The organism is Chitinophaga nivalis (assembly GCF_025989125.1).
Taxonomy (GTDB): Bacteria; Bacteroidota; Bacteroidia; order Chitinophagales; family Chitinophagaceae; genus Chitinophaga; species Chitinophaga nivalis.
On record NZ_JAPDNR010000001.1, the window covers coordinates 5,746,540 to 5,765,384 of the forward strand.

Genomic DNA, 18,845 nt, shown 5'->3' on the forward strand with positions numbered 1-18,845 from the left:
ATACTCCTTGTTCGGCTTCCAGTTTCACGGCCTGTGCAGTTGCAATTACATGCGTATAAAGCGCCGCGATAGTACGGTAACGGAAAATATCTTTCACACTCACAAGTATACCGGCACGTTGTCTTAAGCGGCCTGTCAGCTGAATACTGACAATACTATCTCCACCCAGGCGGAAGAAATCATCATTGATACCAATCTTATCGACAGGAATACCCAGCACCTGGCTATAAATTTCACACATCATGGCCTCCATATCATTCTGAGGCGCCTGATAGTTATCGGTAACATCAAATTGTGGTTCAGGAAGCGCACGCCGATCCAGTTTACCATTGATGGTCAATGGCAGTTTATCCAGGAACACCAATACCGCGGGCACCATGTATTCAGGCAGGTGCTCACCCAAATAACGTAATAATGCTGCTTCCTCCAATGCCGCCTCAGCTACATAGTAACCTACCAGATACTTGCTGTATTCAGATGAAGCTCCTTTCACCAATACGACCGCCTGTTTAATGCCGGCATAAGCAGCCATTCTGTTTTCAATCTCCTCCAACTCAATACGGTAACCACGTAGTTTCACCTGGAAGTCATTACGTCCAATGTATTCCAGGTTACCGTCGGACAGGAATCTTACCAGATCACCGGTTTTATAAAGCCGTTCATTCCTGTTGTATGGTCTTTCCGCTTCTTCTTTTGTCTGGAAAGGATTTTTGATGAACCGTTCATTTGTCAATCCCGGCAGATGCAGATAACCGCGGGCTACGCCTGCACCCCCTATATACAATTCCCCGCTTGCTCCGACAGGAACCGGCTTCAAATGTTTATCCAGCACGTATACTGTAGTATTGGCAATAGGCCGGCCAATACTTGTATTATCGACATCCACATTTGCAATACAGCTCACTGTCACTTCCGTTGGCCCATAGGCGTTAATCAGCATATAATGCTCCTGCTTCAATTTCTGCAGCAAGGCAGTACTCAGGTGTTCACCACTGGAGTTTACCCGCCGTAAAGTTGGTATACTACCAAGTGGCACCTGTTGTAAAAACGAAGGTGTCATTTCGATATAAGTCACTTTATTGGCGATCAGTGTTTCAATAAACGAAGTTTCTTCGCGCCAACTTTCATTCTTAATTACCAGCAGTGTATGTCCATTCAGGAGCGCCAGCAACATTTGTTCCACGGACGCATCAAACACATAACTGGCAAACTGTAAGATAACTTCGTCATTACCGAACTCATATCGTATATGCAGATCGCTCACCAGATTTACGACACTGTGGTGTTCAATCATTACTCCTTTAGGCTTACCTGTAGTACCACTGGTATAAATTACATAGGCCAGATGATCTGACTGACTGGATACATCCGGATTATCGGTCTTATATCCGGCTATAACATCTGCCAGGAATGCAACGTTATCAATGCTCTCCACTACCGGAGCTCCGCTGTGTACCTTTAACCGGGCAGCATAAACTGTATTCGTTAAAATAACCTTCGTTTGCGTATCTGATACAATATAGGCAATACGATCGTCCGGATAACCAGCGTCCATTGGTACATATCCCCCTCCCGATTTCCAGACAGCCAGGATAGCAACCAGCATATGCTCAGAGCGGTCCAGACAAAGTGCAATCAAATCTTCCGGCTGAATATCATAGGTATCTTTCAGGTAGGCCGCCAGCTGATTCGCCTGCTCATTCAGCTTCCGGTAAGTTAACGGCCGGCCTTCATACACCAGGGCTATACTTTCAGGTGTTTTTCTTACCTGTTCTTCAAATAATTGATGGATGGTTTTATCAACGGCATAGGGTTTCGTGGTATCGTTCCAGTTATAAACAACCTCCTGATGTACTGCTGCTCCCATGTAAGACAATACTTCAGCAGTTACCATCGGATTCTCTATGAGTTGCGCTACCGTCAGCGCCATGCCCGACAATAGTTGGTTTATTGTTTCCTCACTGAAAAGTTCCCCTGCATACGATAGTTCCAACCTGATTCCATTTCCATGTTCAGCGGCAGTGATTCCCAACGGATAATCCAGTTTTTCAATGCCCTTACCAAACCGCAAAGAAAGGCCTTCCTCCTCATCTCCGCTGCCACCTCCCGCAGCCACAGGATAGTTTTCATATATAAACAAACTATTAAACAACCGTTCCCCTCCCGGCTGTAGTTTGCCCAAACTAACATCACTCCGGCTGTTCACTTCATTAATATCTGTCTGCAGCGTTTTAATAGTCTCAATTATACTTCCGGCTTTATGTTCCATGATAACAGGTAAGGTATTGATGAACATACCTACTGACTGTTCTATATCATCTATAGGAAGATTACGGCCGGATAGCGTCATTCCTACAATGGTAGTATCGCTGTTGCCATACAGGTTCAGCTGTTTATGCCAGCAGTATTGCAGTACTGCATTCAATGTAAAGCCATTGGCAGCACACAATGCTTTCAGCGCGTCATATTGTACACCCTCGATCTCCAGTATTTGTTCCTGCTGTTGTAGTACATGCCGGTAATCAGACAGATTGATATGGCGCTGTTCCGGACGTAACAGGTTACTCAGGTCTTCCCGGTCTGTTAACTGCCCTACATAAGCCTGCCAGTAAGCAATATTATCTTCCCTGTGTACCTGCAGATATCGCTGCGTATGTATATAACCGTTGTCTTCCTCCACCGTGATGGTTTCTCCTTTCTGCAACACGGCATATACAGCGTGTACATAATTCAGCAGCAATGGCATACTCCAGCCATCCAGGATAGCATGGTGATTACTGAAAATAAAGGTGTACTTATCTTCCGCACGTTTTATCAGGTATAACCGTAACAGATGACCCTCCGCCAGATCAAATACCTCTGCACGATCTGCACGGGATAACTCTTGCAGATATGCCTGCTGTGCTGTTATTTCCTGATCACTGATATCGGTATAGCGCCAGTCTAAATCACCCGTTTTATCTATAATCTGAATTAATACTTCATCCCATCCGAAACGTAACCGCAATGCAGGATAATGTTGTTGTGCATCACTCCAGGCCTGTTGCAGCAGCGATACATCCACTGGATCATCATAATCCCATGAAACCTGTACCCGGTAAGCATCATCCACCTCTCCCTGACTCAGTGCATGGTAAATAAATCCTTCCTGCAAACTATTCGCCAGGTAAACATGACTGATTTCTTTTGCTGACTGTAAGCGAGACAGATAATCCGGAGAGATGATATGATCAATGTCACTCACCGTTAAATAGCTACGGGTAGCGCCAGACAACAATACTATCATCTCCTCCAGTACTTGCTGATAGTTAGCTGCAAATGCATGCAGTACCTCTTCTGACATACGCCCACTGATATTAAACTGCAACTGTCCGTTTATCACCAGGCCATTAATATTAAGGACAGGGTGGTCTTCGTTTGCCCCACCTACTGACACACCACTATACTCTCCGCTGATATGCCAGTTGTCATTGCTTACCGACTCCTGTTTGTCGAACTGTCCCAGGTAGTTGAAGCTGACACCTGGCAGCGCATCCGGCTGATAACCCAATAATGCTCCATAACCGATACCATTGGATGGAATGCCACGTAACATCTCTTTTGCAGCAATGAGATGTCCACCATAGTCAGTTCCTCTCGTCATAATCTCTATCGGGTACATCGTCGTAAACCAACCAACAGTACGGGTAATATCCATCGTAGCCGATAACTCTTCCCTACCGTGGCCTTCCAGCAATACATGATGCCGGTCAAGACCCGTTACCTGTGATAAAGCGACACCTAAAGCACTTAATAAAATATCGTTGATACGCGTATTATATACGTGGCTGGTATGCCGTAACAACAAATCGGTATGATGCGTATCCAACGACAACGCCGCATTACCGGGTGTTGTAACCGACAATGCCTGCAAAGCGGCATTGTCGGTTACAACACCGGCCTGTATACCTAACCAGTAATCATATTCTGATGCATGATAAACAGGTAACGAATTGTAAGTAGCTACCAACGCTGCCCACTGGCGGTAGCTACTGCCTTTCTCTCCTAAAATATTTGCAGCGGAAATATTCCCAAGGGTAGACCGATCCGTAACATTTGACAGATAATGATAAATCCTTTCCAGATCTTCCGCTAGAATACGCCAGCTCACCGTATCTATCAACAGGTGATGGGCCGCTATATAAATCCGGGCACGACCATCTGCATATCCTTCCAGGTAACCGATCTGCAATAACTTATCACCATAAACATCAAAGTCGCTTTGCCACTGTGTCAATAATGCCGGCAATGCTGCTACACTATCAGAGATACGGATATCCAGGTATTTCAGCGATACTGCAGTTGTTGCCTCACCATAATATTGGATACCTTCACGGCTGTAACGCAAACGTAAACCATCATGATACTGCAATAGCCTCACTACAGCAAGTTCCAGCAATTCCTTATCCAATATGGGGACATCGATCAGGAATGACTGGTTCCAATGATGGTAATCGACCATCAATCCTGCTGTCACCCGTGCAAAGAACCAGGACTGAACAGGTAATAAGCCTGCTGTTCCCGACAAGATGCCCTGCTCTGTTACCAGTTGTATCTTTTGCTGGTCAGCGCCAGCAATCACATTACCATATAAGGCCGAAATAGTCCGGTAACGGAAAATATCTTTAACACTCACCTGAATGCCTGCCTGCTGTCTTAACCGGCTCACCAGCTGAATGCTGATAATACTATCTCCCCCCAACCGGAAGAAGTCATCATGAATACCAATCTTACCACCATCTATACCCAGGATCTGGCCAAAGATGTCACACATGATCGCTTCCGTACTATTCTCAGGAGCCTGGTAATTGTCGGTATCCGTAAATTGCGGATCAGGCAGTGCTTTACGATCCAGCTTACCACTGAGCGTCAGCGGCAGTTTATTCAGATGTACCAGTACAGCCGGGATCATGTAATCCGGCAGATAATCTGCCAGGTAACTTAACAGTACTTCCTGCGCCAGGGGTTCATCAGCTACATAATATCCTACCAGGTATCTGCCCTGACCCAAAGCCGCGTCTTTAGCCAGTACCACTGCCTGCAGAATACCTTCATAAGACAACAAACGATTCTCAATCTCACCGGTCTCTATCCGATGTCCACGGATTTTTACCTGGAAGTCGTTACGACCCAGGTACTCAATATTACCATTCGCCTGGTAACGTACCAGGTCTCCCGTCTTATACAATCTTGCATTCCGGTTATCGGCTATCTCTGCCGCCGTCCGGAAAGGATTTTCAATAAATCGTTCAGCCGTCAGCGTGGCCTGGTTCAGATAACCACGGGCTACCCCCGCACCACCGATGTACAATTCTCCTACTGCCCCCAATGGTACCGGCTGTAAATACCGGTCTAATATATATACCGTTGCATTCGCAACAGGACGCCCGATATTAGCACTGCTGCTACCCGATTGGTAAGCGTGAAAGGTAGTACATACTGTGGCTTCCGTTGGACCATATTCATTGAGCAGTTTGCCTGTATAGGCAACTCCCTGCAGCTCAGGTAATTTTTCGCCACCGGTATAAATGAAGGATAACCCTGTATGATCCGTTAAAAACTCACGCAGTATAGCCGGTGGTATAAAGGAAATACCGATATGGTGACTAAGCGTATAAGCCCGTAAATCAACCGGAGAAGTCCGCAATTGTTCACTATACAGATATAAACTATTACCGTTGCTTAATCCCGGGAAGACCTCATATACAAATGCGTCAAAGACATAATTAGAGTAGCAGCCGATATGTGGATGCTGATCCAGTTCATGAATAGCGATCATTGCTGTAACCAGGTTAATCACACTATGGTGTTCAACCATGACACCTTTAGGCATACCGGTGGTACCACTTGTATAAATAACATATGCCAGGTTTTCTGCGGTTGCAAAAGACATATTGACATCCGGATAACTGTTGAGTTTTGTACGCCACAATACGGCATTATCTATCCATATCCTGGCTACAGCCGCATTTAAATCAGCCAACAACGGCTCATGTACTTCATTGGTTAATACTACACGGGCATTGGTATCTGACAGGATATAGGCAAGCCTGTCCGCCGGATATCCCGGATCTATTGGCACATACGCACCACCGGATTTGAGTACTGCCAATATCGCCATCAGCATATACTCAGAGCGATCCAGACAAATCGCTACCAGCTCATCGGGTTGAATAGCATGGGTTTCCCGCAGATAAGCCGCCAGTTGATTTGCTTTGATATTCAATTCTTCATAAGTCAATTGTGTATGCTCATACACGACCGCTATTTGATGTGGTGTTTTCGTTACCTGTTCTTCAAACAGCTGGTGCAACGTTTTATCTTTCCTATATACTGCTGCCGTATCATTCCAGTTATAAATAATTTCCTGGTGTTGTGCAACAGATAAATAAGAAAGGTCATTGGTAGCAATATCCTTATCCAAAGCCAGTTGAGCGATTATTCCTGCCATACCCTCCAGCAGCTGCGTGGTGGTGGTTTCACTAAAAAGCTCTCCGGCATATTTCAATGCTATGCTAATGACCCCATTTTGCTCAGTGGCGGATACGCCCAGCGGATAGTCCAGTTTTTCTATACTGCCACGGAACTGAACAGATAAGCCATCACCCTCACCTTCTCCTGTAGGAACCGGATAATTTTCATATACAAACAAGCTATTAAACAACCGTTCTCCTCCTTGTTGTAACTTACTCAGGCTTACATCGCTGCGGCTGTTTACTTCATTAATATCCGATTGTAACGCTTTAATAGCAGCCACCACACTACCTGTCTCATGTTTGAGAATAACAGGCAAGGTATTGATGTACAAACCAACCGAGTCTTCTATATCATCTATCGGGAGATTACGGCCGGACAGGGTCATACCCACAATCGTCGTATCGCTGTTACCGTATAAGCTTAATTGTTTATGCCAGCAATACTGCAATACTGCATTCAATGTAAAGCCACTGGCAGCGCACAATGCTTTCAGCGCTTCATATTGCACACCACTGATCTGTATTGTTTTTTCCACCGGTTGCAGGATATGCCGGTAATCAGACAAGTTAATATGCCGTTGTTCCGGAGGCAGCAGACTGCTGAGATCTTCCCGATCGGTCAACTGACCTACATAACCCTGCCAGTAAGCAATATTATCTTCCCGGTGAGCCCGCAGATAACGCTGCGTATGTAGGTAACCGTTATCTTCAAGTACCGTGATCGGCTCTCCTTGCTGCAATGCTGCATATACTGCATGCACATAATTCAGTAACAGCGGCATACTCCAGCCATCCAGAATAGCATGGTGGTTACTAAATATACAGGCATAGCTATCAGTGCCCAGTTTCACGAGGTATATCCGTAAGAGGTTACCTGCAGCCAGATCAAATGTTACTGTACGATCGGTGCGGGACAGCTCCTGCAGATATGCCTGCTGTGCTGTTATTTCCTGATCACTGATATCGGTATAGCGCCAGTCTAAATGACCCGTTTTATCGATGATCTGAACTAATGCTTCGTCCCATCCGAAACGTAATCGTAATACCGGATAACGTTGCTGCGCATAACGCCAGGCCTCTTGCAACAGCGGCACATCTACTCCCTGATTATACTCCCACGAAATCTGTACCCGATAAGCATCATCCACTTCTCCCTGGCTCAACGCATGGTAAATAAAACCTTCCTGCAAACTATTCGCCAGGTAAACATGACTGATTTCTTTTGTTGACTGTAAGCGAGACAGATAATCCGGAGAGATGATATGATCAATATCACTCACCGTTAAATAGCTACGGGTAGCACCAGACAACAGCACAATCATCTCTTCCAGTACCTGTTGATAGCCAGCTGCAAATGCATCCAGTACTGCTCCGGCCAGCCGGCCACTAATACTAAACCGTAATTGTCCATCTATGATTAATCCATTGATGTTGAGGACATGATGTTCTTCGTTCGCACCTCCTATGGATGCACCACTGTATTCACTGCTGATATGCCAGTGTGCATCATTTACCATTTCCTGTTTATCGAACTGCCCCAGATAGTTGAAACTAATACCTGGCAAGGCCTCCGGCTGGTAACCCAGTAATGCTCCATAGCCGATACCGTTAGCAGGAATGCCACGCAACATTTCTTTGGCAGCAATCAGATGTGCGCCATAGTCTGTACCTGTGGTCACAATTTCTATCGGATACATTGTTGTAAACCAACCGGCCGTATGGGTAATATCAATGGTAGCTGACAACTCTTCTCTACCGTGTCCTTCCAGCAATACATGGTGGCGGTCAAGACCCGTCACCTGCGACAAAGCGACACCTAAAGCACTTAATAAAATATCGTTGATTCGGGTATTGTATACGTGACTGGTATGTCTTAACAATAAATCGGTATGATGCATATCCAACGATAATACAGCGCTACCAGATATGCTAGTCGACAATGCATGCAGGGAGGCATTGCTCTTCGCCACCCCGGCCTGTATACCTGACCAGTAATCGTATTCTGATGTGTTATAGTTTGGTGAAGATTTATAAGCAGCTATCAATGCAGCCCACTGGCGATAACTACTGCCTTTCTCTCCTAAAACAGCCGTAGCAGAGATAGCTGGCAGCGTAGACTTGTCTGACAGATTTGACAAATAATGATAGATCTTTTCCAGGTCTTCTGTCAGTACACGCCAGCTCACCGTATCTATCAGCAGGTGATGAACGGCCATATAAATCCGCGCACGACCATCCGCATATCCTTCCAGGTAACCAATCTGCAACAGCTTATCGCCATAAATATCAAAGTCGCTTTGCCACTGTGTTAATATGGTTGCTAATGCTTCTTCTCCATTCAGGGTACGGATATCCAGATAACGAAGGTTTGCTGCCGTTACAGCATCCCCATAATACTGCACCCCTTCACGTGTATAACGTAACCGCAATGCATCATGGTGATTCAGCAGTTTCACCACCGTATGCTCCAGCAATGTTTTATCCAATTCAGGTACATTAATCAGGAATGACTGGTTCCAATGATGGTAATCAGCCAGTAAATCTTGCTCCACCTGGGCAAAGAACCAGGACTGAACCGGCAACAAGCCTGCTGCTTCAGACAGAATACCCTGTTCTGTTTCCAGCTGCACGTGCTGCGCTATAGCCCCTTCAATCACCTGTGTATAAAGTGCCGCAATCGTCCGGTGACGGAAAATATCTTTCACACTCACCCGGATACCCGCCTGCTGCCTTAAACGGCTTACCAGCTGGATACTGATAATACTATCGCCTCCCAACCGGAAGAAGTCATCATGAATACCAATCTTGCCACCATCTATACCCAGGATCTGACCGAAGATGTCACACATGATTGCTTCCATACTATTCTCAGGCGCCTGGTAACCAGCGGTATCCGTGAACTGCGGATCAGGCAGTGCCCGGCGGTCCAGCTTACCATTGAGCGTCAGTGGCAGGTGATCCAGGTGTATCAGTACTTCCGGCACCATATAATCAGGCATCACAGCCCGCAGGTAATCCAGCAACAATTGTTCATTCTGTACAGTATCCGCTACATAATAACCTGTCAGATACCGGCGATCTCCGGAGGAAGCCTCTTTCACCAGTACCACGGCTTGCTTAATACCTGCATAGGTAGCCAACCGGCTTTCAATTTCGCCCAGCTCAATTCGATAACCCCGCAGCTTCACCTGGAAGTCGTTACGACCCTGGTATTCGATATTACCATCGGCCAGATAACGTACCAGGTCACCGGTTTTATAGAGTCGTGCGTTGATGCCGGCGGTCTGTTCGGCTGCTGTCCGGAAAGGATTCTCAATAAATCGTTCAGCCGTCAGCGTAGCCTGATTCAGGTAACCACGGGCCACACCCGCACCACCAATGTACAACTCGCCTACTGCACCCATCGGCACGGGATGCTGATAACGATCCAGGATGTAGACCGTTGTATTGGCTATCGGACGGCCGATCGGAATAATACCCGATCTGATAGCCGTATCATCATTACACAGATAAGCAGTAGCAAAGGTCGTGCTCTCCGTAGGACCGTAACCGTTTACCAGCTGCACCCGGCCATTCCGGGCCAGTAACCGTTGTACATGCGTATAAGACAGCTGCTCACCACCTGCTACAATATATTTCAGCGCAGGCAGGCAAGACAACTCCTCATCTACCAGTGTATGGAATAATGACGTCGTAATAAAGCAGATTGTGATCTGATGAGTGACCATCACACGTTCCAATTGCTGCAGATCCAGGAATATATCTTTATCTGCTACGATCAGCGTGGCGCCATTCAGCAAGGCGCCGAAAATATCAAACACCGATCCGTCAAAGGCATAGTTGGCAATACCCAACACGTTATCGGCAGCATCAAAAGATACATAATCCACATTTTTCACCAACCGGCTCACACTATGCTGTTCTACCATCACCCCTTTAGGCATACCCGTAGTACCACTCGTGTACATCACATAGGCCAGGTTATTACCGCCTGCAACAGCTGCTACATCAGTAACCGCATAAGTATCCAGGGTGGTGGCAAAAGCCGTATTATCTATACATACAATAGCATTATCTGTATGGGATATAATGGATTTTAACTTATCGGTATATACCTCATTCGTCAATACTACACTGGCACGCGTGTCAGACAAGATATAGCTAATGCGGTCTTCCGGATAAGCGGTATCTATCGGCACATATGCACCACCCGCTTTTAAGATACCCAGGATAGCGATCAGCATATGCTCCGAACGATCCAGGTAAAGACCTACCAGGTCATCCGGCTGAATAGCATAGGTTTCCCGCAGGTACCCTGCCAGTTGGTTCGCACGGGCATTCAGTTCGCCGTAAGTCAGCTGCACGGCTCCATACACCACCGCCACCTGATCCGGTGTGGTGGCCGCATAGGCTTCAAACAATGTATGCAGTGCTTTGTCTGCAGGGTATGGTTTCGTGGTATCGTTCCAGTTATAGATACTATTTTCATACGGTGCAGCAGCTACATAACGGAGTGATTTCACCCGAACATCACGTTGACCGGCTGTTTTCAATGCAGCCAGCTGCGTCAGTATTTCTTTATATGTTTCAATATAGGCCTGCATGGTGGCAGGGGCAAAAAGCCGCGTCGCATAGTTGAACACGCCATAAATTTCTTCGCCGCTATCATTCAAGATGGTGGTCAGATCATACTTGGCAACAGGACTGGCACCCTCACCTACGTACTGAGTAAACAACTGATTACCCGATATCATCTCTCCTCCAAAATCCTGCACACTGAATAACACCTGGAATACAGGATGACGGGAAGTATCCGGCTCCACATCCAGTTCATCTACCAGTTTCTCAAACGGCAGATCCTGGTGTAGCTGCGCTGCAATCACCGACGTGCCTACCTGTCTGATAAAGTCTGCCAGCCGCTGCTCACCGTCTATCTCTTCCCGCAAGGCCAGCGTATTTACAAAGAAGCCGATCAGGTCTGCTATCTCCCCGTAATGACGGTTAGATACCGGACTTCCCACCACAATATTTTGCTGATGACTGTAGCTACTCAGCAACAGATAATAACCACTCAGCAACAGACTGTACATACTTACTTCCAGCTCCCGCGATACCGTCCGTAAGTCGTCGCTGATAGTCTTATCTAGTACAAATGAAATATCTCCGCCTTCATAACTAATCTGAGCAGGTCTTGGCAGATCTGTTGGCAGATACAACGTTTCGTAACCAGCCAGCCGACCTTTCCAATAAGACAACTGCCGTTCCAGTACAATACCGCTCAGATAACGACGCTGCCAAAGTGCAAAGTCTTTGTACTGTAATGATAACGATGGCAAGACATAGCCATCCACCTTTTCTCCGGCGGCCAGTGCGGCATGGTAAGCATAGTTGTTGTTTAACTCTCGCAGCAGAATATCGGTTGACCAGCCATCAAAAGCAATATGATGTAATACGATACTCAGGTAATGCGTAGCTGGTGCGCCGTCAGTGTGTAAGGTATAAAGACCTATCTGTACCGGATATTCCTCCGCCAGCTTAAAGACACGACCTGCTGCTGTTGCCAATGCAGATTCCAGTTCCTGGGCGCTGTACAAGTCTTTCGTCGCTATCGCTAAAGGATATACCCTGTCATCCATTACCTGCTGATAACTGCTACCGGATTCACTGGTAACAATCACACTTCTCAATATTTCATGCCGGTGTACAATATCACGTAAGGCCTGTACCAGGTACGGAACAACTATACCTGCCTGCAGTTGAAGGGCAAGCGTAATGTTATAGGCATGGCTGCCACCTTCATAATTCTCGATAAACCATAAGCGTTCCTGTGCAAAGGATAACAGCTGCTCCTGCGGACGGGTTACCGGTACGCTGGTGATATGTACCTGATGATCGGCCCCGGATAGCAACCACGCCGCCAGCTTCCGGATGGTACGATAGGTAAATAGTACCGATACATTCACGTGCATATTTAATGCCTTATTCAACTGGTTGATCAGGCGGATAGCCACGATACTATTACCTCCCAGCCGGAAGAAGTCATCCGTTACACTGATTGTTTCAGCAGACAAGCCCAGTGCAGCGCCAAAGAGGGCACACAACGTTCTTTCTGTTGCATTTTGCGGCGCTTCATAACGAGCCGTATCTGTAAATGCAGGATCTGGCAACGCTCCCCGATCCAACTTACCATTTATCGTCAATGGTAATTTTTCCAGGTGTACCAATACCGTAGGCACCATATAATCAGGCAGATAAGCACCCAGGTAGCTTAACAGCGTTTCCTGCGGCACGGCTTCCGCTGCTACATAATAACCCACCAGGTATTTACCCTCACCCAAAGCGGCCTCCTTAGCCAGCACTACTGCCTGCCCGATACCTTCATACGACAGCAGCCGGTTCTCTATCTCTCCCGTTTCTATACGGTAGCCACGGATCTTCACCTGGAAGTCGTTACGACCCAGGTATTCAATATTACCATCTGCCTGGTAACGTACCAGGTCTCCCGTCTTATACAATCTCGCATTCCGGTTATCGGCTATTTCTGTAGCTGTCCGGAATGGATTTACGATAAATCGTTCAGCCGTCAGCGTGGCCTGGTTCAGATAACCACGGGCAATGCCTGCACCACCCAGGTACAGTTCCCCTGCTGCGCCTACCGGTACCGGTTGCAGCTGCCGATCCAGGACATACGCCGTGGTATTGGCTACCGGACGACCAATCAGATGGGTATCGCCGTTTTCAATCTGCTTACCGGTAGCATAAATACTAGCTTCCGTTGGTCCGTAATAGTTATATAAGCGCGTGTAAGACGACCAGTATTGACCCGTTTCCCGGTCACACGGCTCACCCGCATAGATAATTGCCTGCAAGGCAGGATATGCCACCCGCGGCAATACAGACAGCATCACCGGTGGCAGATACACATAGGCGATAGCGTTAGACAACAGATAGGTGCTAATGCCTGCAGCATCCCGACGGATATCTTCACTTAAGACGTGCAGCTCATTGCCATACAGCAAGGCACTGAATATTTCTGAAACGGATACATCAAATACATATGATGTATAGGCCGCGATCTTCGCAGACGTACTATCGCCATAGGCTCCCCGGATGGCGGCCAATGTATTCACCACACTTGCATGTTCCACCATCACCCCTTTGGGCAGCCCGGTGGTACCGCTGGTATAGATAACATAGGCCAACTGATGAACTCCTCCGCGATGTACCAGGTCTGTACCGGCATAACCTGCGCAGGCATCATTGTCTACACAAAGTGTTGCAATGGAAGTACCGGCAGTCAGGAATGTCAGCTGTTCCACATGCCGGCTGTCGGTCAATACTACTTTGGCATGCGTATCGGACAGGATATAGTTGATACGGTCATCCGGATAGGCGGTATCTACCGGCACATAAGCGCCGCCGGCTTTTAATACACCCAAAATGGCAATCAGCATATCCGCTGAACGATCCAGGCAAATCGCCACCAGCTCGTCCGGCTGAATATCATAGCTTTCCCGCAGGCAGGCTGCCAGTTGGTTGGCGCGGGTATTCAACTCCGCATAAGTCAGCTGCGTATGTTCATGCACAACGGCTAGCTGATGCGGCGTTTTCGCTACCTGTTCTTCAAACAACTGATGCAGTGTTTTATCCGCAGCGTATATTTTAGCCGTATCATTCCAGTCATAAACAATTGCCTGGTATTGTGCTGCAGACAAATGAGAAAGGGCATGGGTAGTAACAGCGGTATCAGCAGTCAGTTGTACTATTATACCTGCCATGCCGTTCAGCAACTGTGTAACTGTTGTTTCGCTGAAAAGTTCTCCTGCATACTTTAATCCGATACTAATGACCCCACCTTGCTCCGTGGCTAGTACACCCAGCGGATAGTCGAGCTTTTCTATACTGCCCCGGAACTGAACTGACAAGTCCTCATCTTCGCCCTCGCCTGCAGCAATAGGGTAATTTTCATATATAAACAGGCTGTTAAATAACCGTTCTCCTCCCTGCTGTAATTTACTCAGGCTTACATCACTGCGGCTGTTTACCTCATTGATATCCGATTGTAATGCCTTAATAGCCGAGATCACGCTTATATCCTGATGTTCCAGGATAACAGGCAGGGTATTGATGTATAAACCAACGGATTGTTCTATATCATCTATCGGCAAATTGCGGCCGGATACAGTCATACCGACTACTGTTGTACTGTTGTTACCATAAAGGCTCAACTGTTTGTGCCAGCAGTATTGCAATACTGCATTCAATGTAAAGCCATTGGCAGCACATAATGCTTTCAGCACGTCATATTGTACACCACTGATCTGTATTGTTTTTTCCAATGGTTGCAGGATATGCCGGTAAGCCGGCAAGTCGATATGCCGTTGCTCCTGACGCAGTAATCCACTCAACTCTTCCCGCTCAGTTAACCGGCTTACATAAGACTGCCAGTAGGCGACATTATCTTCCCGATGTGATTGCAGGTGTTGCTGAGACAATACGTAACTATCATCTTCCTGTATCGATATCGGTTCGCCTTTCCGCAGTTGCAAATAAATATCATGCACATAATTCAGCAGCAATGGAGTACTCCAACCATCCAGGATAGCATGGTGATTGCTAAAGATACTGGTATAACCATCGGCACTCAGTTTAAGAACGTATATCCGTAACAGGTTGCCTTTAGTCAGATCAAATGCCTCTGCGCGATCTGCAGCAGATAGCTCCTGCAGGTATACCTGCTGTGCTGTTATTTCCTGATCACTGATATCGGTATAGCGCCAGTCTAAATCACCCGTTTTATCGATGATCTGTATTAATGCTTCGTTCCATCCGAAACGTAACCGCAATACCGGATAACGTTGCTGCGCATAGCTCCAGGCCTGTTGCAGCAGCGATACATCCACCGCCTGATTATAATCCCACGAAATCTGTACCCGGTAAGCATCATCCACTTCTCCCTGACTCAATGCATGATAAATAAATCCTTCCTGCAAACTATTCGCCAGGTAAACATGACTGATTTCTTTTGCTGATTGTAAGCGAGACAGGTAATCCGAAGAGATGATATGATCAATGTCACTCACCGTTAAATAACTACGGGTAGCGCCAGACAACAGTATAATCATCTCCTCCAGTACTTGCTGATAGTTAGCTGCAAATGCATCCAGTACCGCTTCTGACATACGGCCACTGATACTAAACTGCAATTGTCCGTTTATTACCAGGCCATTAATATTGAGGATGCGATTCTCTTCATTTGTGTTACCTACCGGCACACCACTATGCTCACCACTGATCTGCCAGTTGTCATTGCTCACCGACTCTTGTTGGTCAAGCTGTCCCAGGTAGTTGAAGCTGATACCAGGTAGCGCATCTGGTTGATAACCCAGTAATGCTCCATAGCCGATACCGTTGGTCGGAATGCCACGTAACATTTCTTTTGCAGCCACGAGATGCTCACCATAGTCAGTTCCTCTCGTCATAATCTCTATCGGATACATCGTCGTAAACCAACCAACAGTACGGGTAATATCCATCGTAGCCGATAACTCTTCCCTACCGTGGCCTTCCAGTAATACATGATGCCGGTCAAGACCCGTTACCTGTGATAAGGCAATACCTAAAGCACTTAATAAAATATCGTTGATACGGGTATTATATACGTGGCTGGTATGCCGCAACAACAAATCGGTATGATGCGTATCCAACAATAACGCCGCATTACCGGATGTTGTAACTGACAATGCCTGCAAAGCGTCATTGCTGACAGCTACACCGGCCTGTATACCTAACCAGTAATCGTATTCTGATGCATGATAAACAGGTAACGAATTGTAAGTAGCTACCAATGCTGCCCATTGGCGGTAGCTGCTGCCTTTCTCTCCTAAAATATTTGCAGCGGAAATATTCCCAAGGGTAGACCGATCTGTAACATTTGACAGATAATGATAAATCCTTTCCAGATCTTCCGTCAGTATACGCCAGCTCACCGTATCTATCAACAGGTGATGGGCTGCTATATAAATCCGGGCACGACCATCTGTATATCCTTCCAGGTAACCGATCTGCAACAGCTTATCACCATAAATATCAAAGTCACTTTGCCACTGTGTCAATATGGTGACTAATTCCTGTTCATTATTCAGGGTCTGGATATTCAGATAACGAAGGTCTGCCACCGTTACAGCATCCCCATAATACTGCGCCCCTTCACGCGTATAGCGTAACCGCAATGCATCATGGTAATGCAGCAGTTTCATCACGGCATGTTCCAGCAGTGCTTTATCCAATACAGGTACATTGATCAGGAATGACTGGTTCCAGTGATGGTAATCAACCACCAAACCAGCTGTGGTTTGCGCGAAGAACCAGGACTGTACCGGTAACAAGCCTGCTGCTCCCGACAAGAGCCCCTGCTCTGTTACCAGTTGTATCTTTTGCTGGTCAGCACCGGCAATCACATTACTATATAAAGCCGAAATGGTCCGGTAACGGAAAATATCTTTCACACTCACCTGAATGCCTGCCTGTTGCCTTAACCGGCTCACCAGCTGGATGCTGATAATACTATCTCCCCCCAACCGGAAGAAATCATCATGAATACCAACCTTACCACCATCTATACCCAGGATCTGACCGAAGATGTCACACATCATCGCTTCCGTATTATTCTCAGGCGCCTGGTAATTGTCGGTATCTGTAAATTGCGGATCAGGTAATGCTTTGCGATCTAGTTTACCATTAATTGTCAATGGTAATTTTTCCAGGTGCACCAATACCGTAGGCACCATGTAATCAGGTAAATAAGCACCCAGGTAGCTTAACAGCGTTTCCTGCGATACGGCTTCCGCTGCTACATAATAACCGACCAGGTATTTACCTTGACCCAAAGCGGCGTCCTTAGCCAACACTACTGCCTGCCCGATACCTTCATACGACAGCAGCCGGTTCTCTATCTCTCCCGTTTCTATACGGTAGCCACGGATCTTCACCTGGAAGTCGTTACGACCCAGGTATTCAATATTACCATCTGCCATGTACCGTACGAGGTCTCCCGTTTTATACAATCGGGCATTCCGGTTATCGGCTGTTTCTGCAGCTGTCCGGAATGGATTCACGATAAATCGTGTAGCCGTCAACGTGTCCTGATTCAGATAACCACGGGCAATGCCTGCACCACCCAGGTACAGTTCACCTGCTGCGCCTACCGGTACCGGTTGCAGCTGCCGATCCAGGACATACGCCGTGGTATTGGCTACCGGACGACCAATCAGATGGGTATCGCCATTTTCAATCTGCTTACCGGTAGCATAAATACTAGCCTCCGTTGGTCCGTAATAGTTATATAACCGCGTGTAAGATGACCAGTATTGACCTGTTTCCCTATCACATGGCTCGCCCGCATAAATAATTGCCTGTAAGGCAGGATACGCCACCCGTGGCAATACAGACAGCATCACCGGTGGCAAATACACATAGGCGATAGCGTTAGACAACAGATAGGTGCTGATGCTATCAGCATCCCGACGGATATCTTCGCTTAAGATATGCAGCTCATTGCCATACAGCAAGGCACTGAATATTTCTGAAACGGATACATCAAATACATACGATGTATAGGCCGCGATCTTCGCGGACGTACTATCACCATAGGCTCCGCGGATAGCTGTCAATGTATTGACCACACCTGCATGTTCCACCATCACCCCTTTGGGCAGACCAGTGGTACCGCTGGTATAGATAACATAGGCCAGGTGATTCGCTCCTCCGCGATGTACCAGGTCTGCACCGGCATACCCTGCGCAGGCATCATTATCGACACAAAGTGTGGCGATGGAAGTACCGACAGTCAGGACTGTCAGCTGTTCCACATGCCGGCTGTCTGTCAATACAACTTTGACATGCGTATCGGACAGCATATAGTTGATACGGTCATCCGGATAGGCGGTATCTACCGGCACATAAGCGCCACCGGCTTTCAATACACCCAAAATAGCAATCAGCATCTCCGCTGAACGATCCAGGCAAACCGCTACCAGCTCATCCGGCTGAATATCATAAGTTCCCCGCAGACAGGCTGCCAGTTGGTTAGCGCGTGTATTCAGTTCCGCATAAGTCAGCTGCGTCTGTTCATGCACTACGGCTACCTGATGCGGCGTTTTCGCTACCTGTTCTTCGAACAACTGATGCAGTGTTTTATCTGTCACATCTACTACCGCAGTATTATTCCAATCGTAGACAACTTCCTGGTATTGTGCTGCAGACAAATAAGAAAGGTTATTGGTGGCAATAGTGGTATCAGCAGTCAGCTGTGTGACTATTCCTGCCATT

Annotated in this window: 1 protein-coding gene (running past both ends of the window); it reads right to left on the reverse strand. The window is 47.0% G+C overall.

This entire window lies inside a single protein-coding gene on the reverse strand: locus OL444_RS21985, encoding a non-ribosomal peptide synthase/polyketide synthase (protein WP_264729694.1). The 105,360-nt coding sequence extends 14,738 nt beyond the window's left edge and 71,777 nt beyond its right edge, so the window shows coding positions 71,778-90,622 (codon 23,926, partial, through codon 30,208, partial); reading right to left, the first codon wholly in view occupies window positions 18,842-18,844. Both the start codon and the stop codon lie outside the window.